We start from the raw sequence: 25013 nt of genomic DNA, 5'->3' as shown, positions 1-25013 counted from the left end.
GGGCGAAAAAGGTTGACCTTGTGAGATTCGGGAATAATCAAGTAAGGATTTTGTCTTCGAATAGCGGATATCATGATGATCGTTAGTAAGGGGGGAAAAATAAATGTCAATTCAAGCTACAATTAATTTTTCAAATGATTCACGAATTCAAACTAGTAAACATGTGAAACAATTTATTGAAAATAGTCCAGCTGGATTTCAATTATTGATGCTTGATGGTGAGCTAATTGTTGCCGTAAAGGAAATGAAGGAAGAGCAGCAGACGTATGAAGAACTTCGTATGATCGCTGGAGCAATTGCCCGTGAATTGAGTGGTCGTAAAGTGGAGAAAGCTGTTATCCATCATGACGTCTTTAAAAAGGAGCTGCGAAAATTACAAACAGGAGCAGCCATTACGGCCTTTGTCGAAGGCTGGCAACTAGGATCATATAAGTTTGATACATATCAATCAAAGAAAAATTCTTTTAAAACGATATTGCAAGTGGATGGCGGAGCTGAAGTCAGTCCATTTATTGAATTGGGTAAAATTCGTGCAGAAGCGACAGCATATTCTCGTGATTTAATGAATGAACTCCCGAATGTCCTGAATCCGGAAACATTCCCCATGATGATAAAAGAGGAATTTACTAATTCAAATGTTAAGGTGAATGTTTTTAATAAAGAAATGCTAGAAAAAATGGAAATGAATGGCGTGTTAACGGTCGGCCGCGGCAGTAAATATAAGCCTTCCTTTGTTGAACTTGAGTACCATGGCGATGATTCAAAACCTCTTATTGCTCTCGTTGGAAAAGGTGTAACCTTTGATACGGGGGGGATTAGTTTGAAAATCGTGAAGGATTTAAGTAATATGCGTATGGATATGGGTGGAGCAGCAGCTGTTGTTGGGGCCATAAAGCTTTTAGATTCCTTAAAAGCGAAAGTAAATGTAGTTGGTTTGATTCCAATCGTTGAAAACACACCTGATAATACATCTGTCATACCGGGTGAAATTATCCGTTACAAAAATGGTTCTACGGTTCAAGTCGGTAACACAGATGCGGAGGGTCGATTAATATTGGCGGATGGTCTGATTCGCGCCGGTGAATGGAATGCCGAATACGTCGTGAATATTGCGACATTAACAGGGTCAATCGGCATTGCACTTGGTTCAAAAATGGCCGGCGTTTTCGGTGATGAGCAACTTTCTTTTAAAATGAAGGAGATCGGTCAAGAAAATGGCGACTTCATTTGGCCTATGCCATTAGTGGATGCATATGAAAGCTATTTAAAAAGTGATTATGCAGACTTTTGCAATATTAGTACGAAAACAGAGGCAGGGTCGATAACAGCAGGTTTATTCCTTCGCCGCTTTGTACCAAAATATTGTCGCTGGTTGCATGTTGACATGGCAGGTGTTACGGAGAGTGAAGAAACAGGCTATTACCCAAAATCGGCAACTGGCTTTGGTGTTCGACTGTTAGCTGATTTCGTTACCCAAGTGTCCGAGTAGTGCCAAGGGGACGGTTCTTATGGCTTTGTTATTGACCATTGAACCAATTATTAATAATGTGGGGTCATCCCCGCTTACAAAGGTCAAAGGATAGAACTTATAGGGGAGTGGGGATGTTGTCTAAACAAATTGAAAAGTCAACGATTGAGTTAGTTGTGATACATGATGAAAATAATTTTTTACTAAACAAAGGCATGACGTTTAACGTACCAAAGGATGTCACTTCTATTTCCATTGAAGTTAATATCGATCAGCCGATGTGGTTTTCTTATATGGTCTATGATGGGCAAAAGGAATTAAGAGCACAGTTTTTAAAGGGGAATGCTCCACAGCCGGTTGTGATTCATAAAGAAAGGGGAAAAACTTCGCCGTATACGATCTCTGGTCCCATCCTTCCAAGGGAGTGGACATTAGATGTATCGATTGAAAAAATTGAGGGGCGAGTATACCGCAGTGATTTGTGCACATGTATAATATCCTTTAATGAAGAAACGAATAATGTGTCAGACTCCCTTTCTTGGCAGGACCCTCGATCAGCGGCATTTTATTTAAAGAACTTTCAAGCTGACAAAGTGTTTAATGAAAGTAAAAGATGGTATAAAGGTGATTTTCATACCCATTGCATCTATTCAGATGGGAAAATGACAAGAGAAGAGAATATGGTTAGTGCAGCAAATCAGAAATTAGATTTTTACGTTGCAACCGATCATAATGTCCTGCCAACTTCCTGGTTTGACGAGACAGATATATTAGTCATTCCTGGGGTTGAAGTGTCTGCACTATTAGGCCATTGTAATCTTATTTCAGTGAACAAGTCCCCTTATAGTAATCAAAGATTAAGAGATATGTATACAGAAGAAGGAATGAATCGGATATTAGAAGATAACTATGGTCATTCCATTGTTTCTATTAATCATCCATTTTTAACGGAATGGAAATGGAAGTTCACTGAAACGCCTTTAGAGATCATTGATACGCTGGAGATTTGTAATGATCCTACGTATTCTTACAATGAAAACGCAACGGAATGGGCATTGATTGCCTGGAACCATTTATTAAACGATGGTTATCAAATAACGGGTATCGGCGGTTCAGACTCTCATATGAAACCAACGGAAACCTACGAAGACAGCAAGGAGCCATCATTAATTGGCGACCCGGGCACGTTTGTTTATTGTGATGGGTTATCAGCTAATCAAGTTGTAAATGGGTTAAAAAAGGGAAATGTTACAGTGTCAAGAGGAGAACGAATTCAGTTCCAAATCGATGATCTCATTTCTGGCGATTATTGTGGTTTAGTTGAAGGAATGGCAAAAGCCTCTGTAAGTACGGATGAAGCCATCTACTTTGAATGGGTAGTAGATGGAGAAGTAGTGACACGAGAAAAAGGAAATACGTCGGAGTATACGTTCCGTTATCAGGATGATACCTACCATTGGATACGGGTAGATGTGCGATATGAAGATGGCCGTTTTTATGGTTTTGCAAATCCGATTTTCTTCGGTAGGAAGGAGCCATCCTTAACTAAATGGGGCCAGGTATTAGATTTAATGAAGGAGATTGTCAATGATTAAAGGGATTTTATTCGATTAAGATGGTACCTTGATAGAATTTAATTCTTTTTGGGTCGAGTCTGCGTATGCGATGATTGATTCTATTGTCAATGAATATTCAAAAGATAATCGAATCGAAAAAAGCCTGGAAATTGCTCACTTAATCGGACTTGATGGGAATGATGTGAAAGAAGATGCCCTGCTGGCTGCCTATACATCTGAAGATTTAGCTAACGTCATTTCCCATTCGTTGCAAGTAGAGAAACATTTGATTCACAAAAGGATTAATGATTTTTTTTATGAAGAAGTTGTTAACAGAAGTGATCAAATGAAGGCTGTCGGTAACTTAGTTCTTTTATTTAAGAAATTAAAGGGACTCCATTTTAGAATTGGAGTTGTCACAGCTGACAATTTGAATGTTACCCAATCCACCTTAAAGAAATTAGGGATTAACGAATATGTAGATTTTATCGCAACCGCCGATACCTATAAGAAAAAGCCAAATGTCGAAGCGATGCAGATATTCTGTGATAAATACAATCTTCAAAGGAATGAAGTAATTCATATTGGTGATACCATGGTGGATATGGAATTCGCTAAACATGGATTACTTGGAGTTGGTGTGCTCTCGGGAGTAAGTTCAGAGGCGACACTAAGAAAATTCACACCTTATGTTATTGAGACCGTTGAACATTTATTTGACCGTGAAGGAAGATTTCTTTTTGAAGGAAAATAGTTTTGACTAATCATATCGAATAGGGTGTTGTTATAAAACTGTTTGTTCTATTTTTTGGAACAAGCAGTTTTTGACTTTTAGTATTATAATTGTTTGGTATGAATCTGGCAGGAATACAGGAGGCACGTAAATAATGGCTTATCTATTTTTATCCCTTGCAATCATTTTCGAGCTGATTGGCACCTCGATGCTTAAAGCTTCTGAGGGATTTTCTAAGATCCTCCCAAGTCTTGGGGTTATTTTAGGTTTTGGCTTTGCTTTTTTCTTTTTGTCTTTATCACTGAAGGTTATTCCTTTAAATATGGCTTATGCTATCTGGTCTGGGGTAGGTACTGTAGCAACTGTGATGATATCGGTATTGATTTGGAAAGAAAAGGTCTCTTTTGGCAGCCTTGTCGGAATTATATTGATTGTCGTGGGTGTGGTTATATTGCATCTCTTTAGCCCTGGTCATAGTGAAACTGCTAAACAGGTTTATGAGGAGACCATGTGATTCCTTCGTCCATCTTTGCCCTTTTGCCCTCGCTATAACAAAAGGGCAGCTATTTTTGCAGAAAAACCGTCTTATGTTTTGAAAACTTCGTACCGCCCTGCTTTCAACCTAAACTAGTGAAAATATGGGATTGATTATATAGATTGTTCCATTAGAAAACTTTTACCGCTATCGGATTTCTTTTCTCAAACTTATAAATATAGTTAAATCCACACGCTTTGGCAAGAGCGTAGGCGTCCGCAAGATTTGCTCCTACATCCTTAGCGGTGTGAGAGTCCGAACCAACCGTTAAAATTTCTCCGCCTAACTCTTTATACAGCTGGAGGATTTCAATTGAGGGTAACGTCTGTTTTAATCCTGTTCGAAGTCCGGATGTATTAATCTCCATTCCTATATTTCTATCAATAGCTTTTTTTACAATTTGCTCGATGATTTCTTGATGTTCTTGAAAATTATATAGACCGTATTCTTTATAGGCATAGCGTTTCATCAAATCGAAATGCGCGATGATATCTATATCTGCTGTCGAGACCATATGATATAGTTCAGTAAAATACCGTTCGTAGGCGGTTGCGTGATCTTCTTTGAGGGCCAGACGAAGCTTTTGATTCTTCAGATTATGCACGGAACCTAAGATGAAGTCCAAATCTAGTGGCTGAATTGTTTCGTCATATTGCTCTTTTAAAAGGTGCGGCTCACACAGTTCAATTCCAGCCTTTATGGTTAATTGAGTATGAAATTGTTCCTGACAGTACCGAATTTCTTGTAGGTAGCTTTCAAAAACCATGTGGCCGTAAGTCGGAGCCAGCGGATTAACGGAGAAATGCTCGGTAAAACAAATTTCCTGAATCTCGTTCTCTATCGCCTTTTTACATACCTCCACCATGCTAGCTGTGGAATCAAAGGAGTGATTGGTGTGATGATGGTAATCCATTGCATACAATGTTTTTTCACCGGCCTTTTTTAAGACAACTATAGTAAAAATTATCAACATTGTCTATTAATAAAGTAATTCTAATCGCGAGATGGGAACCCATATTGTCAGATTGCTTTTTTTTCGGTTGCCTATTTAGATTCAAAACCCCTAACCTGCCTAAATGGGTGCTCTATCTGCTAATTTTGTCTGCATACCTGCATAAATTCCATTTTACCTGCCTATTTCCTTTGTTTATCTGCCTAACAAATTCGTGCACCCCAACTAGTTGCTAAAAAGCCAGGATGTGGCCTGGCTCGGGTATTATATTTTCCTATAAATGGGTATTTTGTTCGGGATTTATCGTAGATTCTGGATTTTGGTGCAGCTTTTTAAGTTACCTTTACTATAAAAAATCCTCTACCTGCCAAAATGTGTTCCTCACCTGCGAATTATATTCGCATACCTGCATAAATTCCATTTTACCTGCCTATTTCCTTTGTTTATCTGCCTAACAAATTTAGTAACTCCCTAACTAGCCAAATGTGCACTAGCATTTGAATAGTCTAGATGTCTGGATTAATAATTGTCCTTCTTGTAGTATGGTAATATGATTTAATCACATACATCCAAGAATTAGGGGGACCAACATTTGTATAAATTAGTTGCAATAGATATTGATGGAACGCTGATGAATGATCGAAAAGAAATAACAAAAGAAGTAAATGACGCCATTCAGGCTGCTAAAGCGAAAGGTGTGAAGGTGGTAATCTGTACGGGGAGACCAATCGTTGGTGTCCAATCGATTATTGAGGAATTGAAATTAAATGATGAAGATGACTTTGTGATCACCTTTAATGGTGCGCTTGTGCAAAATACGTACTCACACGAAGTAGAATCCCAAATTACCTTATCCTATGAAGACTTAAAAGAAATACACGAGTTAAGCAAGAAAATCGATTCACCGCTCCATTACTTTGATACAGAACATCTTTATACACCTCATCGAGAGATAAGCACATACACCATTCATGAAGCTCATATTAATAAAATGCCTCTCAACTATTTGCCAGTTGAAGAAGTGCCAAAGGACATGCTTATCCCGAAGGTAATGTTTATTGATGAACCGGAGCGTTTAGATACGAATATTGGAAAAATACCTGAATCATTCTGGGAGAAATATACGTTTGTTAAAAGTACCCCGTTCTTTTTAGAAATCCTTGACCCGCGTGTCAGCAAAGGAAATGCCGTGAGACTGCTTGCTGAAAAACTTGGCATTAAACAGGAAGAAGTCATTTGCATCGGTGATGGAGAAAATGATCTAAGCATGATTCAGTATGCAGGCATGGGAGTGGCAATGGCCAATGCGGAATCTGTTGTAAAAGAAGCGGCTCAGTTCCATACATTATCTAATAATGAACATGGAGTAGCCTACGCAATTGAAAAATTAATACTTAACAATTAACATAAATGTGGTGGAACTGTGGGGAGACCCCAATTCCACCGCATTTTATTTTTACCGGGTTTGGCAGGAGAAATCAAAGGGGAGTATCAGCTGTCCTTTTAGGAAAGATAAAGCTTTTTTATTGAATATTTAATGAAGGACTGATAATGAAGATGGATAAACGAGATCTTGTTCAATATTTCATTGTAAATTCAGATTTAATAATGTCAAAGGGTAAAACGGCAGCACAAGTGGCGCATGCGGCAACTCTAAGTACGATTAACCTGATGTCTTCACAATCATCTTTTCATGAAATGCATGATGATTTTGTAGAATGGATACAGACTGGAATGAAAAAAATTATTTTAAAGGGAAAACAAACCGAGCTGGAAAAGTTAGAAAAAAGGGGATTTTTCAGTATTCATGATAGTGGTTTAACCGAGATTAAATCGGGTTCTTTGACCGTTATTGCACTGCCGCCGATGGAAAAATCTGTAGCGAAAGAAATCGTTGGTCATTTAACTCTCTTAAAAAACTAAAGGGTGTCAGACCCCCACTAACGTCCCTCGGGCACTACCCTAGTATACCTATAAATGGTATATTTTAGAGAGTGCATTTAAGATTCTGATAAAAGAGGTTTGTATGACTACGAATAAATTAAATAAAAAAATATATTATATTTTGGTGTGGATCGTAATCGCCATTATGATTTCAGGTTTGTTAATTGATAACCCACGTTTAGGTGAATTCGGTGTTATTTACACATCCCATAGCATACTGGTGTTCATTCTGTCTGTGTGTTTACTGATTTATCCTAAGAATGGTACTGCTATTCTAAGATTGACCATCATCATCGTCGCATCCGTTTATTTTTACGTCCTTTTCCTTTTTTATCCTGAGACGTGGTCTACGTTTATTTTCCTATGTTTTATTCCAGCACTTTCAATCTTATTTTTTGATTCAAAGCTTTTTTATTTTTCTCTGATATTAAATGGTATAGCTATCACGATTTTATTTGTATATATCGTGTTGATTGATCGAGGGCTGCAATATCCCTATATAGAGTCGGATCCATTAGGAAACTTCTTTAACTTTATTGCGAGTCAGGCTATTATTTATTTTATTTTTTATTTAACGAATGGAAGAATTAAAAAACAACAAATCTATTACGAACAAATACAACATTCTGAGCGTTTGAAGACAACCGGCCAGCTTGCAGCGGCTGTTGCCCATGAAATTAGAAATCCTCTGACCGTTGTTAAAGGTTTTTTGCAGCTATTTGAGCAAGACGCTTCCTTTAGTGATGAGCGGAAGGGACATTTTACTTTAATGATCGATGAATTAAATACGGCTGAACAGGTTATTTCACAATTCTTATCGATTGCGAAACCAGATAAAGAGAATGAAACTGAAAATGTCGATGTAAATGTTGTTCTTCAGAGTGTTACAGATTTGCTTCATTCATATGGACTTTTACACGATAATCGGATTGAGTTAAACGTAACCGGAGATTGTATGATCTCAGCTAACATCATAGAGTTTAAACAATTATTTATAAATATTATAAAAAATGCCATTGAGGCTTCCAATATTGGTGACCAAGTTCATGTGACCACCGAAAGGGAAAAGGCGTTTGTCGTCATTAAAGTAATTGATCATGGACAAGGAATGTCAGAAGCACAAATTGCCTCCTTAGGTACTCCTTTTTATTCTTTAAAAAGTAAAGGAACAGGATTAGGGATGATGATTTGCTTTAACATTGTGGAAAAATATAAAGGCACGATTAAGTTCCATTCCTCTATAGGTCATGGAACTACAGTCACGATACGGTTTCCATCTTCTAAACCTTCATAGTATTCATTTTGCGAATATTTTACAACAATAGTTTATAAGGAAAGGCCTTCTCTAATTTAGATAGAGAAGGCTTCTTTATTAATCTTCGTTAAGAGGTTTAAATCTATATCATTTAAGAACAATTAAATGTTTTCAAGACATGAAAATGCAGAATGTTCCATAGGAGAAGGAAAGTGGATAGGAATTGTCCATCTTATCGTGATTTTAATCCCAAATTAATCATAACTTTACAATCCTGTTTTACTATTTAATAGAGTAAAGAATAGGAGGAGAGTGTATGAATATGATGAGGAAAAATTTATTGATGGGCTGTTTTTCACTGGCGATGGCTGCTGCTTTGGTGGCAAATCCATTTACGGCAGAGGCTGAGGGGAAGCTTAAGGAGGGAGAACAGTTTGAACTCACCATTCTCCAAACGAATGACTTACATGGTCATTTAGATGATATTCTTACGCTGGATGATGGAACGGTTCATCACAATTCAATTGCGAAATATGCTACCATCATTGAAAATGTTCGCAATGAAGAGGAGAATGTGATGCTCGTCGATGGCGGGGACGTCTTCCTGCGCGGCGAATTTCAGGCGGGTCAAGGGGAGTTGGAAACGTCAATTTTGAAAGCAATGGACTATGATGCGATGGTTCTCGGAAACAATGACTTTCGCGTTTTCCCGGCAGGAGAGGGTACGCCGTACAGCCGTTATGAACAGTTAAAAGATTACCAACGCAATGTGAATTTCCCAATCCTCACTGGTAATGTCATTGACAAGGAAACAGGAAAGTACATACAGAATGTTAAGCCTTGGAAGGGGTTTACTTTCGGTGGTATTAAAATCGGTTTGATTGGCCTTACTTCGATGAAACCGGAAATTCGCGGATGGAATGATGTTGGAGACCTCGATTTTATTGAACCGGTTGATGCCTTGAAAGCATTACTTCCTGAAGTAAGTGAAAAGTCGGACATTAACATTGTCCTTTCGCATGCTGGAAATCCGGAAGACCACAACTTGGCTCAGGTTCCTGGAGTTTCTGCGGTACTCGGTGCAGATACACACAAGGTCATCAAAACGCCTGAATACGAATTCAACGGAGAGGTAATGGTGCCGATCACTCAAGCTGGCGGCGAACAAGAGAATTATTTGGGTCGCCTGGATTTGACTTTTGAAGTCGTTGACGGTCGAATGAAGTTGGTAGAATCTGATGGATTCCTTTACGATGTTACCAATGTTTCTGCAGATCTGGAGATACAAGCGATTATAGATAAATATCGTGCAGAGATGAGTGCACAATAATATAGTTGAAGTAGAAATGGGGCTTGACCAGAAAGTCGGTGAAAACCAACTGACTGGCAGCCCTTTTGTTTTTCTTCTGTTACCTCCCTCTACATGGAGGGGTGTTTCATAAAAGAACTCGCGTATATCCTCGTCAATCCTAGCACTTAATAAATCAAAAGAATCCGTAATCTTATATTTGAAGAACGACCTAATTTTGTTAAAGGGTTTGGTGTCTCCTTTTATATGTAAAAATATGGATTAAATTTAGTTTTTCATTGCCAAATTTGGGTAGTTGCTTCACAATGGTATGGACAAAGTAAGACGACTAGCGGGAGGATTTAACGGTGCATTTATTAGTAGAAAACAAGGAACAAAGAGAAGAATTTATGAATCTATGGAGTCAAATTGCCAGTGAGAGAAAATATCAAGTATCAACGCTTACGGATAGCTCAGAGGCTTTTATTTTAAAGGATAAAACTGCAACGAGTGTTGGAACAATCGAATTTGTACCATGCGATGCCAATCTTTTGGAGAATAACGATTTAGTGGATATATCAAATGAAACTCGCATCCTGCAAAATCTAAAGCATTCTTACCAGGTTCGAAAAATGGGAGTGAAAAAAGAGTTTGCCTCGAAAGCTATTCTTTTGGATCTGCTTAAGCTGGCAGCTATGCATGCCAAGAATAAACAGGTTCGCTTTTACGTTAGCTATTTAGAGCCTAGACATTATGAAAAATTAACGGAAACTTTTAAATTTAGAATTGAAAAAGTTGGCGAGGAAGTCATGTTTGGAAAGAAGAAATTCGTCCCAGCTTTCATTGATGTTGAAGATGCTATTCAGAACACTCAAGGTTATCCAATCTATATTAAATCCATTGCTTACTTAGTAAAGGGATCCCAAAAAGTAAAAGCATTTTTTGCATAAGTTATTCTTGGAGAAGGAATAGCTAATATTGCTTTTTTTGCCAAAATTAGTATAATAAGGGATAGTAACACCCTAACAACTAAATCAAACAATAACTCATTGAACATTTGATAAATATGACAGCTAGAACGGTAAGAAATGCAAGGAACCTGGATTAGGGGCGAAGTGTGCCTATTCATCTGGTTTTGTTTGCTCTCTGCCTTTCTATGCTGTCCTTTTTTATTTTGTCTAATCATGGGTAATTGGCGGAAAGGAGGGATGGGAGGTGCCGTTAGAGTACATTTCACTTTCATGGGATTCACCTATTGGGGAATTTGAATTGGAAATAGGTTTTGGCAAAGAAGATTGTGACAGTCTGGAAGACTTCATTGATGAATGCCTTGCAGAAGAAGGGTTATAGGAGGGAAACAGGTTGACGAAGGTTAATGGCATGAAGAGATATGAGTTTCAAGTTGATCCAAAGGAGTTTACGATAACGCCTGAGTTGGAGGAGGATTTTAAGCAGTTCCCAAAGGGGAAACCGACCTTTGGCGCATCGCTAGAAGAATATGCGGAAGTACTTCCGAAACGGATTATGGAACAATTCCCTGACCAGAAGGGGTATGTCGTGATTCACTTTGAGACAGGATTGGTGATAGTGGATATCTTTGAAAAGGAAGAAGCCAAACAGGGGTAAGAAATTGGTAAACAAATGTGCTAGAGCATATAAGGTAAAGGGTTCCGTTTTCGGATGCTTTCTTAGTAAATGACACAAGGCTTCTGCGAAATTTATTTAACTTTGACATAGCAATTGACATCATTTTTATGGATGGACATTAAGTGTTGACACTTAAAAAAAGACAGCCAAAACCGTTGTCAATTTCAGTGCAGTTTTAAGTATTAACATTATTGATCCTTCTTCAACGTTACGATACTTTAATAGGTATTTTAGTTTTTTCGGTAAAATGTTAAATGATGGAGGAGATGTTTTGAATAAATTTCTAAAAATCACACTTGGTGTTTTGGGTGTCATCTTATTAGGAATTGGACTACTTGTAGTTGCCTTTGTATTAGAAATGAAGCCTGATAAAGATGAAGAGGAAAAGATAAAGATTCAAGCGGAGCAATATTTAGAAGATAAATTTAATGATAACTTCGAGGTATATGACACTCTGTATGATAATATGGGAAACTTTGGATTTGAATATGCTGCTAAGGTAAGGGATAAGAAGGATAATACAGAATTTTTCGTCTATTATGACAATGAAGCAAACCAAATAGTTGACACATATATTGCTGATAAATGGGAGGATGATTTAGAAACTGAAATACGTCCTTTTATTATAGAGAATTTTGGAAAAACAGCAGATCTCCATGTTTTCATTATCAATGATAAAATTGGGCAAGAATTGGGTATTGATCCTGTTAATTCTAAAAGTTATAAAGAATTTGACGTTGCGCCTACCATCCGTATTACTGTTCATCGAAAAAGGAGCGACGGGGACGAAAAAATTCTCAATGAGTTCATATCTTTTCTAAAAAGGGAAGATAAATTGCAACATGGTTCAGTTATTTTGGAGTACATCGCTGAAAATGGTGTAATTTTAGAAGATGAATGGGGTAAAGAATTTTAATTAGATATTTTCTTCAATTAACGGGTTGCGTTCGTTGAACCTGACTTTTTACCTGAAAGGAAACAAGAAAGCAGTGAAGAATCCCATCTCCGAAGTGTTCAAGAAGAAGAGATACATAACGACGTCTATGATCTACCGAAACATTATAGTTTGCAAATGATTAAAAGGAAAGGTGAATAATAATTATGACAACACTTGAACTGAAGTAATGACATAATTATCATCTCCTTTCCTCTAAAATATTAAGGTGTAAATTTAACCAACTTTCAAAGCTATCTCAGCTAACAAATTAATAGCAGCTTGTACGACTGCAGTAATTTGTAGCTCAGTTTGAGTAACAGTAATGGCGGAAGAAGTGTCGATTAAGATTGATTGAGATTCTGATTGGGACGCTGATAGACGCTGGGAAATCGCTTGAAGAGTTTTAACATCTTTATTGCTTCTACCTAGCGCTGTAATAGCTGCTTCGATGGCAGCCTGTAAAGCTGCTTGTACGACAACTAATGCCTGAGCTTCAGTTTGAACAACATTAATGTTATTAGAATTTCGAACGACTAAAGACTGGAGTTGTCTTTGTGAAGTGGTTAATGATTGCTGAATCGATTGGTCACCACTAACAGAATCATCGTTTCTGAAACTGACCCACTTATATTCACGTGAACGCATATTTTTCACCTCCTTAATAACAGATTACAAAATTAATATATTCGAAAATAGTGAGATGAATTGGACAAACAGACTGAAGAAAATGTGGAAATTTTAAATAAGTGGATTATACAAGAACAAACTTCCTTTTGTGACTTTATAGGGTTTCCATTAGTATCGAAATAATAAAATAGAAAAACAAGTCCAAGTAACCCAATTAACGGAAAAGTTTAAATTTAGAATTGAAAAAGTTGGCGAGGAAGTCATTCTTGGGAAGAGGAAATTCGTGCCAGCGTTTATTGATGTTGAAGACGCTATTCATAACACCCAAGGATATCCAATTTATATTAAATCTATTGCCTACTTAGTAAAAGGCTCTCAAAAAGTAAAAGCGTTTTTTGCATAACCGAATTGCTGAGGTATAGTTTGATGAACCTTATTCTAGCCATCCCTGTTGGGGTGGTTTTCTTCTGTTTTAGTTCAATTTGAAAAAGGAGAATCAGAGATATCGGTTGGTTTGCTGGAAAAAGTTCATTTTTAGAGGAGATTGTGGGACTTTTATTCATTTGTTTGATTAGAGCACAATGGTTAATGGTGACGGGGAACTAAGAAGAGCGGATACGTTTTTTTTCTGCCATAATCCAAGACAATAAAAGAGCCATTCCTGCTCATTTTCGTAGCGGGAATGGCTCTAGATTCGTTTGCATGATTCCTATTGAATAGAAAGGAGGATCATTTTCTTGCCTCTTTTTGCTTCGAGTGTTAGGGTTACTTTTTCTCCTCGATGGTCGAATAGTTCGTTTATCATGTTGCCTTTTGCCTTTGCGGTGTATGTGCTTCCATTGGACGTGATAAATCGGAAGGTTCCATTCGGTTGGACACCCCCAATGGAAGCTGTCACCATTATCTGATTCGCAGTAGTGACTGTTGCTGCAGGGACTTTGATTTTTTGTCCAATTTGCAGCCGGGTTGGTTCCAAGGCTGGATTGAGTGCTTGTATGGTTGAGGCAGGGACCCCTAAGGCTTTGCCGATTTTTGTAAAGGTATCCCCGCTTTTAATCACATACACAGCTGGATTAACTGTTGAGCTGCTGTTGTTACTAGACTCATTTGGTGCAGGAGCTGGCTGTTTTTTCGTTAAAAAGGTTTCACTCACATACGCTGTTTTGCCGTGGAATTGAATCTTGGCCCACCCTTTTGAACTGGAGATTACAGTTACACGATCATCTAATTGAAACGAACCTAGTACAGCACTGCTGGTAGTAGCAGCTGCACGAACTCTTAAGGATGAGGCCGTTACATACATGGTTTTCGTTTGAGCTTCGACTGTAGGTGTGCCTGCTTGTGCAGGTGCTTTTGTGAGGTAATCAGCGCTGACGAAACAAACCCGCCCTTTGATCAAAATGCCAGCCCAACCATCTTCAATAAATGCCACCTTCACGACATTTCCTTTTTTATAGGTTCCAATTATACTGCTTTCCGTTGTTGGCTGTGAGCGGATATTTAGTGTGGTAGCGGTCACCGTTCTGTCTTCTACTTTTGGTAAAAGAATTTTTTTGCCGTCAATGGAAGTCAGTCCATTAGCCTCTAATATTTCTTGGGCGGTGACACCATGCTTCGTCGCAATGGTTTCAATTTTTTCGCCGCTTTTTACCTGATAGGTGTATTCTTGAATATGGATGGCTGCATTTGCTGTGCTGGTGTACAAGCCAAGGACAACCATAAAAATGCCGGTCACTACCAGTTTTTTTACAACATTTTTTTGAATCCATTCGTGAACCTGTGATACATATGTATTCCAATTAGTACGGATATCCTTTAAAAACCCTTGGACGTCTAGTACATTTCGAATATCAAAATGGATACTCTTATAATATTCGCGTTTTTCCATTCTTGTGGTAAAAACAGGTACACTTTTTGCTAGCTTACCTTTTCCGTAGGTTTCTTTCCTGCTAAGTGTCCATTCACCATTTCCAACTAATTGCGTAGTCAAAATTACAATTCCCCTATTCTCTCTTTAAATTATCTCTTACTCTATAATATTCGTAATACTTCCCCATTTTTCTGTCCCAAAACTGTCATAATTAGTCGAAATATGATTATTTTGGGGATATTTCCACCTTTTGTATGCGCGACTATACCGAAATGAAATGCATTGGCTTAACTTTTTCCAGCATTTCTAAAAATAGTTTCAAGACCAAAGGGACGGTTCTCCCGGCTTTTCTAACTCAACAATTGAGCAGAAAAAAACCGTCAGAACCGTCCCCTTGGCTAAAGCCTTATCCATTTGTTAAATCAGAGCAATATTTTCTAATCAGGTTTGCTGCTTTGGTTTGGCTGATGCCGAGGTCATTTGCCACCTTTCTAGAAGATTTGTACGTTTGAAAGGATCTTCTGATAAAGGTTCTCTTCGTATCATCAAGAGCTTGATCCAATGAGTCTGGAAGGGCAAGTTGTGTAACCTGTCCAACATTTTCATTGATAAGTTCCGGTATATCGGCCAGTTGAATAATTGAATTGCTTACAATTACTAAACGTTCCATTAAATTTTCAAGCTGGCGAATATTACCTGGCCAGGAATAGTGAATAAGAATATTCAGGCATTCATCGGATATCACTTTATTTTCATTATATTTTTGATTAAATTTATTTAAAAAGTTGTAAATGAGCGGAACAATATCCTCCTTTCTTTCAGATAATGGCGGTAAAAGAATATCAATCACATTCAAACGGTAAAATAAATCTTCGCGAAATGCTTTGTCTTTAACCATATCCGCTAAGTTTTTATTTGTTGCGGCCATGACACGAATGTCCACTTTTTTAATTTTATTACTTCCGATAGGGATAAACTGTTTTTCCTGAATTACCTGCAGAAGTTTTGCTTGCACAGAAAGAGGCATTTCCCCAATCTCGTCTAAAAATAAAGTACCGCCATTTGCAGCCTCCATTAGTCCTTCTTTGCCCAATTTACTAGCACCGGTAAAGGCACCTTTCGAATAGCCAAAAAGCTCTGATTCTAATAACTCCTCAGGAATGGCCGCGCAGTTAATGGCTAGAAATGGTCCATTTTTCCGTCTGCTTAATTTATGGATATATTGAGCCAGCACGCTTTTTCCTGTTCCAGACTCTCCTAGAATAAGAATATTTGAATCTGTCGGAGCTACTTTTTTGCAAAACTCTAAGATACTTTTAATCTTACTGCTATTTGTTATAATATGGGCTTCATTTGTAATCTCTTGAGTTGATTTTGACTCATCTTTCTCTTCTTTCGCCTTCATCATTTTAATGGTTTGAACCTGAGTTGATGTAATAACGACGAGGTCAATTTCCCCTTTTTCGTTCAAAATAGGCACTGCGGAGGTCATTAACTCCGCCCCAATATTGGTGACCTGCCTTATATAGCAAGGTTCTTTTCTTCTATAAACCTCGGGAACAATAGAAGGCTTCCAATACCCTTTTTCATAGAGTTCGACATTAAATTTTCCAATGACATCTGTTGGTTTAAGCCCATAGTGCTTTTCGCAAACTTGATTGACATAAAGAATTCGCTTTTCGCCATCAAGGACGAAGATTTCGTCAGAGGAGTGATCAAGAATTTTTAATAGAGTTTGAACAGTCATTTCTACATGGCCTGTGTGATTAGATATTTTCATATGAGAACCCCTTCATTTAAAAGTGAGTTATTTTTGCTTCAAAGTAAGGAACAATGAGTTAATTTTAACTCATTTATTCGTAATATTCAGCAAATTTTTATTGGTAATGCGCATATTTCTTGGTTTAACAACATTGGCACAGTACTTGCATTAGTAAAGGTGTGAGTCATTTATTATTTTGTTTCGTTGGTGAACGGTCCAAGTTTACCATAAAACAATAGGAGGGAATTTATGGGAGAGCAGCTAGAAACATTTGATATTACCATTATCGGCGGAGGGCCAGTTGGTTTATTTACTGCGTTCTATGCGGGAATGCGCCAAGCCTCGGTAAAAGTAATTGAAAGTCTTCCTCAATTAGGTGGACAATTGTCGGCGTTGTACCCCGAAAAATATATTTATGATATTGCTGGGTTTCCAAAGGTGAGAGCAGGCGAACTCATAGATAATTTACTCACGCAAATGAATCAGTTTGAATCAACTATTTGCTTAGAGGAATCAGTTGAAAGTATCACCCGTCGTGCGGATCAGTCCTTTGCGATCATAACGAACAAAGGAACTCATTATACGAAAGCAGTTATTATTACCGCTGGAAATGGTGCATTCCAACCACGGAAGCTGAAATTGCCGGGCGAAGAAAAATTTAAAAGCGCTAATATCCATTATTTCGTTCAAGATTTAAGTCGATTTTCCGGACGAAAGGTTGCTGTGTTTGGCGGTGGTGATTCTGCAGTTGATTGGGCATTAATGCTTGAACCCATAGCAGAAAAAGTATCACTCATTCACAGAAGAGATAAGTTCCGTGCGCATGAACACAGTGTTGAATTATTGAAAGAATCAGAAGTAGAGGTTTTAACGCCGTACGTTCCGGTAGAACTAATAGGGAAAAACAAGGTAGAAAAGGTAGTTTTGACAGAAGCGAACAATGGCGAGTTAATGGAAATCGAAGTGGATGATGTCCTTGTCAATTACGGATTTGTCTCCTCACTCGGCCCGATAAAAGACTGGGGTTTAGACATCGAAGGGAATTCGATTGTTGTCAATTCCAAAATGGAAACAAATATAAATGGGATTTATGCCGCTGGGGATATTTGTACGTATAAAGGAAAAGTAAAGCTGATTGCCAGTGGGTTTGGAGAAGCACCGACAGCTGTAAGTAATGCTAAGGTCTACCTTGATCCCAATTCGAAAGTACAGCCGCTTCACAGTACGAGCATGATGGAGAAAAAAGAAAAAAGCAGTGAAGCCACTAATGAACAAATGGTAAGAGTTTAAAAGTTTACTAGCATTGCAATAAAAAAATAAATCTATTTATGGGGGAAAAAATGATGGCCTATAACAAAGTGCAAAATGCAACGAACCGTACATTTGAAAGAACGTTACCATATAACAAATATACAGACCCTAAAGTGTTAGAAAAAGAAATGGATCTGGTTTTCTCAAAATCATGGCAGCTTGTTGGCCATGTCAGTCAAGTCGAAAAGCCAGGGGACTTTTTTACAGTTGATGTAGCCGGCGAGCCCATTCTTGTAAATCGCGGAAAAGATGAAGTGATACGCGCATTTTACAATGTTTGTCCGCATCGTGCGACAAAGCTTGAAAGAACAGAGGCTGGAAATAAGAAAATCCTGCAATGCGGTTATCATGGATGGACCTTCAAGCTTGATGGCCAGTTGAATAAAGCTCCGAACTTTCGAGGGGAAGAGGATGCGGCATGTGTGAAAGATGCTTGTTTACGATCTGTCTCCATCGGTATTATGGAATCATTAATTTTTGTAAATCTTGATGATAACGCAAAGCCGTTAAGCGAGTCATTTGGCGATTTCTTTGAAAAATTGAGCAAGTTCCCATTCTTAAGTGAGTTAAGAAGAACTCACCAAAGAACACGTGTGGTAAAAGCAAATTGGAAGGCATATATCGACAACTATTTAGAGTGTGACCATTGCCATGTTGCCCATCCAAGTTTCGTTGCAGCCCTGGATATGAATGATTACCAAATCATTACATGTGACAATTATTCGATCCAAGGTACAATTGTAAAACCAGATAAAAAATATGGGACGGTTAATCTTGATGAAGCCGAAATGCAAGGCGGATCTTTTTACTGGTTGTGGCCGAATTTGATGGTGACTATTTATCCGGGTCCTGGTAATATGGCTACCATTCAAATGGTACCGATTGATCACGAAACATCTTTGGCTGTCTATACCTATTATTTCCGTGATGAAAACTTGACCCAAGAAGAAAAGGACTTAGTAACATTTGCGGAACAAGTTCGCCAGGAAGATATTGAGCTTGTAGAGCTGGAGCAAATTGGCTTCCGTTCTCGTGCATTTAATAAAGGCAGATATTCATCCTCAGAAAAAGCAATATTACAATTTCATGAAATGGTATTGGAGGCCCTCAATGAGTAAACATGTGAGTGAATTAACGTCGACGAAACAGTTCCTAATGATCAATGGCGAAAAAGTAGAAACAGCGAACTATGCACCACTTCGCTCCCCGTATTCTGGAGAGGAAATAGCCCAAATTGCGATGGCAGATAAAGCGCTTACGAAAAAAGCAATCGAGGCTGCCTACAACGCACGTGGAGTAATGGCGAAAATGCCGGCCTATCAGCGGGCAGAGATTTTGGAAAATGTTGTGACTCTCTTAAAAGAAAGAGCAGATGAAGCGGCTGAAGTCATTACACGTGAATCCGCAAAACCAATTATGTTCTCCAAGGCAGAAGTGGCAAGAACAATTGAAACGTATAAATTTGCAGCTGAAGAAGCAAAAAGAATTCATGGCGAAACAATCCCTTTTGATGCAGCAGCAGGCGGTGTTGGCCGATTCGGATATACGGTAAGAGAACCGATTGGAGTAATTGGAGCCATTACACCCTTTAACTTTCCGATGAACCTTGTCGCACATAAAGTTGGACCAGCGATTGCAGCAGGAAACACGATTATCTTAAAGCCTGCTTCACAGACGCCGCTTTCTGCGCTCTTTATTGCTGAGCTCTTTCTAGAGGCAGGTCTTCCAGCCGGCGCATTAAATGTTGTGACTGGCCCTGGTGGTACAGTAGGAGAAGCCATTGTGGAAGATGATCGAGTGAACATGGTAACATTTACGGGGAGCCCAAGTGTAGGGATTGGTATCCGTAGTAAAGCTGGATTAAAAAAGACGACATTGGAGCTTGGTTCCAATTCAGCATTAATTATTGATAAAGACATTGACATTGATCAAATTATCGATCGTTGTATTCTGGGAGCATTCTCTAACCAAGGACAGGTATGTATTTCCTTACAGCGTGTTTATGCCCATGAAGAGGTGTATGAAGAATTTGTAACGAAATTCACGGCAGCGACGAAGCAATTGAAAATTGGTGACCCATTTGATCCGGAAACCTATATTTCAGCTTTAATTTCAAAAGGGGAAGCTGAAAGAGTATTAGGCTGGATTGACGAAACAGAGGGCAGCACTGCAAACATCGCTACAGGAGGAAAGCTGAAGGACGGTATTCTTGAGCCAACGATTATTACCGATGCGGACCACGATTTAAAGGTATCTTGTCAAGAAGCTTTTGCACCGGTTGTCGTTGTGAACAAAGTACGTTCAGTAGAGGAAGCGATTAAAGAAGTAAATAACTCCCGCTTTGGACTTCAGGCTGGTATTTATACAAATAGTGTAAAAAATGCTCTTTTTGCCTCACAGGAATTGCATGTAGGCGGTGTTATTATTAATGACGTACCAACATTCCGTGTTGATCAAATGCCCTACGGGGGCGTAAAAGAAAGTGGTACAGGCCGTGAAGGTATTAAGTATGCAGTGGAAGAAATGACCGAAATGAAATTGATTGTTTGGAATCATAGCTGATAATAAAGGGGGTTAACTATTGTGCAAACACTTAAAATTGCGATAATTGCGGGTGATGGTGTTGGGCCGGAAGTTATTAACGAGGGGATTAAAGTTTTAAATAAAGTGGCCAGCATCGATTCATCCTTCGAATTTGACTTCACCTATTTTCCATGGGGCTGTGAATTTTATTCGAAACATGGAAAAATGATGGATGAGGATGGAATGGAGCAGCTAAAAGAGTTTGATGCGATATACTTGGGGGCAGTAGGTTTCCCAGGCGTCCCTGACCACATATCCTTGTGGGATTTATTGCTGAAAATCCGAAAAGGCTTTGATCAATATGTGAATATACGTCCCGTAACTTTATTAAAAGGGGCAAAAACCGCCTTAAGCGATGTGAAACGGGAAGATATCAATATGCTGTTCATCCGTGAAAACAGTGAGGGTGAATATTCCGGTGCAGGAGATTGGCTGTTTAAAGGACAAGATCACGAAGTGGTTTTACAAAACAGTGTATTTTCCAGAAAGGGAACAGAGCGGATTATCCGTTATGCATTTGAAACGGCCAAAAAGGAAGGACGGTCCCTGACAAGTATTTCGAAGGCTAACGCATTGAATTATTCAATGGTCTTTTGGGATCAGGTTTTTGAAGAAGTGAGTGCTGAGTATCCTGATGTGGAAACCGCATCTTACCTTGTGGACGCAGCGGCAATGCTGATGATTAAGGATCCAAAGCGATTTGAAGTGGTCGTCACATCCAATTTGTTTGGTGATATTTTGACCGATTTAGGTGCAGCCATTGCCGGAGGAATTGGGCTTGCTGCAGGGGCAAATATTAATCCCGAAAGAGACTATCCATCCATGTTCGAGCCTATTCATGGTTCTGCACCTGACATAGCAGGACGAGGTATCGCAAATCCGTTAGCAACGATCTGGTCAGCCAGTCAGATGCTCGACTTTTTCGGCTATGAAGCATATGGAAAATTGGTGCTTGAAGCCATTGAACAGCTTTTGGTGGAAGGGAAAGTCTTAACACCAGATATGGGTGGAACGGCTTCGACGCCTGAAGTAGCTGATAAGATTATTGAAATCATTGAATCTACTGTTTCATCAAAAAAGTGAACCATGTAAAATGTGTGATATCATATGAAGAAGCTTTCTTCATGTGATGTCATTCCGTTTTAAATATTCATAATATTCTTATGATTATTGTGGTAGAAACCACCTTTATATATGTTCTTGTACAATTTTTGGAAATCGCTTTCATTTGGGAGATCCCCTTAATCTAGTATAAAAGGAGTGTTTATATGAACGGAAAGAAAACCGTATTCCACTTCTCGTTGGCTATTAGCTTAGCCTTAATAAGTGTCGGTATCTTTGCACCAAAACAGTTGGAGAATTTCTCTAATTCTTCTTTGGGTTTTATCTATAATAATTTAGGCTGGTTTATTCTCGGCAGTGTTTTTATCTTTTTTGCCTTTTGTATGTACATTGGTATGTCGAAGTTTGGACATATTCGGTTAGGTGATGATGCCGATCGCCCAGAATTTAAAACAAGTACGTGGATTGCAATGCTTTTTAGTGCTTCTATCGGCATTAGTCTTGTGTTTTGGGGAGTTGCTGAACCTGTATCTTACTATATTGATCCTCCGTTCGGAAAGGCATCCTCCGAAGAATCAGCAAAGCTCGCGATGCAGTTTGTCTATCTGCACTGGGGTGTTTCCGCCTGGGCATGTTATGGGGTTGTAGGAGTTTCTTTAGCATTCTTCCAATTTAGGAAAAAACTCCCATCCTCTTTAAGTTCAACCTTTTACCCGTTAGTAGGAGACAAAATTAAAGGTAGGTTCGGCAAGTTTATTGATATCATTGTTACCCTTTCTATCGTGATTGGAATTGCTACGTCCCTTGGTTTTGGAACATTGCAGGTGAATAGTGGGATGAATTATCTATGGGGTATTCCGGTAGGATTTCTCACTCAGGTTATCATCATTGTTGTCGTAACCGCACTTTATCTTGGGTCAAGTGTTTCAGGTCTGCAAAGCGGAATGAAACATTTATCCAACTTAAATATGACTCTAGCGTTTCTTTTATTAGCTTTTATGCTGGTACTTGGACCTACTCAATCGATCTTAAAAATCTTTTTCCAAGGGGTTGGGGATTATGCCCAAAACTTTATCGGTATGTCCTTCAGAACCGAGCCCTATAATGATGGATCATGGATCGGAAGCTGGACATTGTTCTATTTTGGCTGGTGGATTGCTTGGGCACCGCTTGTCGGAAGTTTTGTGGCGAGGATTTCGAAGGGACGAACTATTAAAGAATTTATGATGGGAGCAATCTTTATCCCTGTTCTTGGTTCCTTTTTGTGGTTTGCTGTTATGGGAGGATCAGCCATTGATTTAATCCAAAATCAAGGCAAAACAGCCATCGCAAATGCTGTATCATCAGATGTAACGTCTGCTCTATTTAAATTCTTTGAATACTTCCCGATGAGTACATTCTTAAGTATATTAGCGATGGTTCTTGTGCTAATTTTCTTTATTACATCTGCAGATTCAGCTATTTTTGTACTTGGGATGATTAGTGAAAACGGTAATCCGAATCCTACTCAGGCTACTAAAATCATTTGGGGTGTCATCATCGCAGCTGTTTCCGCTGTATTAATTATGACAGGCGGTTTGTCGGGCCTACAATCGGCCCTCGTGGCAACGTCAATCCCACTAGCCGTTTTAATGTTATTTATGTGTTATTCCACCTATAAAGGGCTGACAAACGAACTGAAAATCATGTCAGTGAAGAATGAACAATCAGCCACTGTAAAGAAAATTATCTCAAAAAATGCATAGGAATCCACTGTGAAGCCCAACATGGAGGATTGAGTGAACAGTGCCTGTCACTGCATCATTGGATAGGTATAAAGAAACATTACCTTATACGTTTCATAAGGAATAAAATTTTTTTAGGAGAAGTCAAATGACTTCTCTTTTTGTGTGACGGGCAGTCGCACCGTTGCTGGAAATTTCCAATGGGGATATGATGTAGTAATTTTGTCGTAACAGGATGAATTTCAGAAAACACGTTTAGAATATGATGTGGCGGGTAGTACATAAAATGAGAGATCATAAAGGAGGAATGAACATGAACGTAGCTGAAGTAATGACTGCCAATGTTGATTGCTGTAAGCCTGAAAGTACTTTTAAAGAAGTAGCTTTAAAAATGAAGGAACTTGATGTAGGGGTCATTCCAATTTGTGATAATGAAAAATTAGTAGGAATCGTAACCGACCGAGATTTAGTCATTAACGGATTGGCCAAGGATTTATCGGCTGAATCCAAGATTTCTGCATTAGTAACCGATGATGTTGTAAAAGGTAGCAAAGAAATGTCAGTGGAAGAAGCTGCTAAAGTTATGTCGCAGCACCAAATTCGTCGTCTTCCCATTGTAGAAGAGGACAAATTGGTTGGAATCGTCTCCCTTGGTGATTTAGCTGTAAATAATCAATCGAGTGACGAAGCAGGACAAGCCCTTAAAGATATTTCGAATCCTGCCAAACCTAAGAATTCGCAAGCTGATTAGAAAGTCCGGTGTTTTCCGATATCTAATGCTTTTTAAAAAAATGACAAAGGGGTGCAAAGAAATGCCATTATTAGAGATTAGTATAGTTCCAGTTGGTACAGATTCCACAAGTATTAGTTCACAAGTGACCGATGCAGTACAGATCATTGAGGAAAAAGATTTAAAGTATGAGGTGACACCTACTGCAACTGTTTTAGAAGGCGATATCGACGATTTGTGGGAAGTGGCCAAAGAAATGCACCAAACTGCACTCGATGTGGGTCCGGAACGAATCGTTACCACTATTACTATCGACCATCGTACAGATAAACAAATGGATATGGAGCAGCAAATTGACAAGGTTGAAGATCAAATGGATTAGATGAAGAGAACGGTACGTTATAGATAAGGAGTTGTCATAATGAGTAAAAAAATTGCTGTTTTAGTAACGAATGATTTTGAGGATTCCGAATATGCCGAGCCTGTACAGGCCTTTAAGGAAAAGGGGCATGAGGTAATCGCAATCGAAATGGAAAAGGGAAAAACCGTGAAAGGAAAGCAGGGAAAGAGCCAAGTCGTTATTGATGAAAGCATTGATGATGTCTCCCCTGAGGAATTTGATGCACTCTTTATTCCAGGCGGATTTTCACCGGACATTCTTCGGGCGGACGAGCGTTTTGTCACTTTCGCAAAAGCATTTATGGATGCAAAAAAACCAGTATTAGCCATTTGTCACGGACCTCAGCTGCTGATTACAGCTAAAACACTTGAAGGGCGTGATGTAACAGGCTATAAATCCATTCATGTAGATTTAGAAAATGCTGGCGCTAATTTACACGACAAGGAAGTGGTCGTTTGTCAGAACCAACTTGTCACAAGCAGACAGCCGGATGACCTACCTGCCTTTGTGCAAGAATCCCTGCGAATAGTAGGATAACAGGTAGGGATGGATGGGAATTAAAAGGGGTGGCTCAGTTCCATAGATTATCCAAAAATGAAAATGGAGTAGCTATGCGATTGAAAAATTAA

The 25013-nt window shown here is 38.8% G+C and carries 24 protein-coding genes; 20 read left to right on the top strand and 4 right to left on the bottom strand.

Annotated elements, in window-relative coordinates; all coding sequences use genetic code 11:
* The first annotated feature begins 103 nt into the window (after positions 1-103).
* The 4 genes from AC2TFD_RS28055 to AC2TFD_RS28040 all read left to right on the top strand — a co-directional run bounded on the left by AC2TFD_RS28055 (position 104) and on the right by AC2TFD_RS28040 (position 4271).
* Positions 104-1489, top strand: coding sequence for a leucyl aminopeptidase family protein (locus AC2TFD_RS28055; RefSeq protein WP_484674436.1), 1386 nt, complete (start codon positions 104-106; stop codon positions 1487-1489).
* Between the two features lie 116 nt (positions 1490-1605).
* Positions 1606-3063 carry a CehA/McbA family metallohydrolase gene (locus AC2TFD_RS28050; RefSeq protein WP_484674435.1) on the top strand — a complete coding sequence of 486 codons (1458 nt, stop codon included), beginning with the start codon at positions 1606-1608 and terminating at the stop codon, positions 3061-3063.
* A 28-nt stretch (positions 3064-3091) separates the two neighbouring features.
* The gene (locus AC2TFD_RS28045) at positions 3092-3778 is read left to right on the top strand and encodes an HAD family hydrolase (protein WP_484674434.1); all 687 of its coding nucleotides are present in this window, start codon (positions 3092-3094) and stop codon (positions 3776-3778) included.
* Positions 3779-3911: 133 nt separating this feature from the next.
* On the top strand, positions 3912-4271 hold the full coding sequence (locus tag AC2TFD_RS28040) for a DMT family transporter (RefSeq protein WP_484674433.1): 360 nt from the start codon (positions 3912-3914) through the stop codon (positions 4269-4271).
* A gap of 151 nt (positions 4272-4422) precedes the next feature.
* On the opposite strand, the gene AC2TFD_RS28035 is transcribed toward AC2TFD_RS28040, so the two are convergent.
* Positions 4423-5205: a histidinol-phosphatase HisJ family protein gene (locus AC2TFD_RS28035; protein WP_484676373.1), complete on the bottom strand. Its 783-nt coding sequence runs from the start codon at positions 5203-5205 to the stop codon at positions 4423-4425.
* A gap of 631 nt (positions 5206-5836) precedes the next feature.
* Between AC2TFD_RS28035 and yidA the strand changes: the two genes are divergently transcribed.
* The 8 genes from yidA to AC2TFD_RS27995 all read left to right on the top strand — a co-directional run bounded on the left by yidA (position 5837) and on the right by AC2TFD_RS27995 (position 12294).
* Positions 5837-6649: a sugar-phosphatase gene (gene yidA, locus AC2TFD_RS28030; RefSeq protein ID WP_335511988.1), complete on the top strand. Its 813-nt coding sequence runs from the start codon at positions 5837-5839 to the stop codon at positions 6647-6649.
* A gap of 146 nt (positions 6650-6795) precedes the next feature.
* The gene (locus AC2TFD_RS28025; RefSeq protein WP_484674432.1) at positions 6796-7167 is read left to right on the top strand and encodes an aminoacyl-tRNA hydrolase; all 372 of its coding nucleotides are present in this window, start codon (positions 6796-6798) and stop codon (positions 7165-7167) included.
* Between the two features lie 103 nt (positions 7168-7270).
* Positions 7271-8482 carry an ATP-binding protein gene (locus tag AC2TFD_RS28020; protein WP_484674431.1) on the top strand — a complete coding sequence of 404 codons (1212 nt, stop codon included), beginning with the start codon at positions 7271-7273 and terminating at the stop codon, positions 8480-8482.
* A gap of 277 nt (positions 8483-8759) precedes the next feature.
* Positions 8760-9773 carry a bifunctional metallophosphatase/5'-nucleotidase gene (locus AC2TFD_RS28015; protein WP_484674430.1) on the top strand — a complete coding sequence of 338 codons (1014 nt, stop codon included), beginning with the start codon at positions 8760-8762 and terminating at the stop codon, positions 9771-9773.
* Between the two features lie 326 nt (positions 9774-10099).
* Positions 10100-10681 carry a hypothetical protein gene (locus AC2TFD_RS28010; protein ID WP_484674429.1) on the top strand — a complete coding sequence of 194 codons (582 nt, stop codon included), beginning with the start codon at positions 10100-10102 and terminating at the stop codon, positions 10679-10681.
* A 265-nt stretch (positions 10682-10946) separates the two neighbouring features.
* Entirely contained in the window at positions 10947-11081 is a 135-nt protein-coding gene (locus AC2TFD_RS28005) for a hypothetical protein (RefSeq protein WP_484674428.1), read from the top strand.
* Positions 11082-11093: 12 nt separating this feature from the next.
* Positions 11094-11357: a hypothetical protein gene (locus AC2TFD_RS28000; RefSeq protein WP_484674427.1), complete on the top strand. Its 264-nt coding sequence runs from the start codon at positions 11094-11096 to the stop codon at positions 11355-11357.
* 292 nt (positions 11358-11649) lie between these two features.
* Positions 11650-12294, top strand: a complete 645-nt coding sequence (locus AC2TFD_RS27995; RefSeq protein ID WP_484674426.1) for a hypothetical protein — start codon at positions 11650-11652, stop codon at positions 12292-12294.
* Between the two features lie 255 nt (positions 12295-12549).
* Here the strand turns inward: AC2TFD_RS27995 and AC2TFD_RS27990 are convergent, their stop codons facing one another.
* The 3 genes from AC2TFD_RS27990 to AC2TFD_RS27980 all read right to left on the bottom strand — a co-directional run bounded on the left by AC2TFD_RS27990 (position 12550) and on the right by AC2TFD_RS27980 (position 16592).
* The gene (locus AC2TFD_RS27990; protein WP_484674425.1) at positions 12550-12960 is read right to left on the bottom strand and encodes a spore coat protein; all 411 of its coding nucleotides are present in this window, start codon (positions 12958-12960) and stop codon (positions 12550-12552) included.
* Between the two features lie 691 nt (positions 12961-13651).
* Positions 13652-14932, bottom strand: a complete 1281-nt coding sequence (locus tag AC2TFD_RS27985) for a LysM peptidoglycan-binding domain-containing protein (RefSeq protein WP_484674424.1) — start codon at positions 14930-14932, stop codon at positions 13652-13654.
* 286 nt (positions 14933-15218) lie between these two features.
* Positions 15219-16592, bottom strand: a complete 1374-nt coding sequence (locus AC2TFD_RS27980; RefSeq protein ID WP_484674423.1) for a sigma-54 interaction domain-containing protein — start codon at positions 16590-16592, stop codon at positions 15219-15221.
* Between the two features lie 231 nt (positions 16593-16823).
* On the opposite strand from AC2TFD_RS27980, the gene AC2TFD_RS27975 reads away from it, so the two are divergent.
* The 8 genes from AC2TFD_RS27975 (at position 16824) to AC2TFD_RS27940 (ending at position 24921) form a co-directional block, all read left to right on the top strand.
* A complete protein-coding gene (locus tag AC2TFD_RS27975) occupies positions 16824-17864 on the top strand; it encodes an NAD(P)/FAD-dependent oxidoreductase (RefSeq protein WP_484674422.1) in 1041 nt (346 codons plus the stop codon).
* Positions 17865-17917: 53 nt separating this feature from the next.
* Positions 17918-19003 carry an aromatic ring-hydroxylating oxygenase subunit alpha gene (locus AC2TFD_RS27970; RefSeq protein ID WP_484674421.1) on the top strand — a complete coding sequence of 362 codons (1086 nt, stop codon included), beginning with the start codon at positions 17918-17920 and terminating at the stop codon, positions 19001-19003.
* Entirely contained in the window at positions 18996-20447 is a 1452-nt protein-coding gene (locus AC2TFD_RS27965; protein WP_484674420.1) for an aldehyde dehydrogenase family protein, read from the top strand. Before AC2TFD_RS27970 ends, AC2TFD_RS27965 begins: the two co-directional genes overlap by 8 nt.
* Positions 20448-20468: 21 nt before the next feature.
* Entirely contained in the window at positions 20469-21551 is a 1083-nt protein-coding gene (locus AC2TFD_RS27960; RefSeq protein WP_484674419.1) for a tartrate dehydrogenase, read from the top strand.
* Between the two features lie 185 nt (positions 21552-21736).
* The gene (locus AC2TFD_RS27955; RefSeq protein ID WP_484674418.1) at positions 21737-23275 is read left to right on the top strand and encodes a BCCT family transporter; all 1539 of its coding nucleotides are present in this window, start codon (positions 21737-21739) and stop codon (positions 23273-23275) included.
* A gap of 292 nt (positions 23276-23567) precedes the next feature.
* Positions 23568-24005, top strand: a complete 438-nt coding sequence (locus AC2TFD_RS27950) for a CBS domain-containing protein (RefSeq protein WP_484674417.1) — start codon at positions 23568-23570, stop codon at positions 24003-24005.
* Positions 24006-24066: 61 nt separating this feature from the next.
* Positions 24067-24366, top strand: a complete 300-nt coding sequence (locus AC2TFD_RS27945; protein ID WP_484674416.1) for an MTH1187 family thiamine-binding protein — start codon at positions 24067-24069, stop codon at positions 24364-24366.
* 39 nt (positions 24367-24405) lie between these two features.
* The gene (locus tag AC2TFD_RS27940) at positions 24406-24921 is read left to right on the top strand and encodes a type 1 glutamine amidotransferase domain-containing protein (protein WP_484674415.1); all 516 of its coding nucleotides are present in this window, start codon (positions 24406-24408) and stop codon (positions 24919-24921) included.
* Positions 24922-25013 lie beyond the last annotated feature (92 nt).

It is taken from the genome of Neobacillus sp. plas4 (assembly GCF_057221695.1).
The sequence above is the reverse complement of the archived record's forward strand: the minus strand, read 5'-3'. Positions and strand labels throughout refer to the sequence as shown.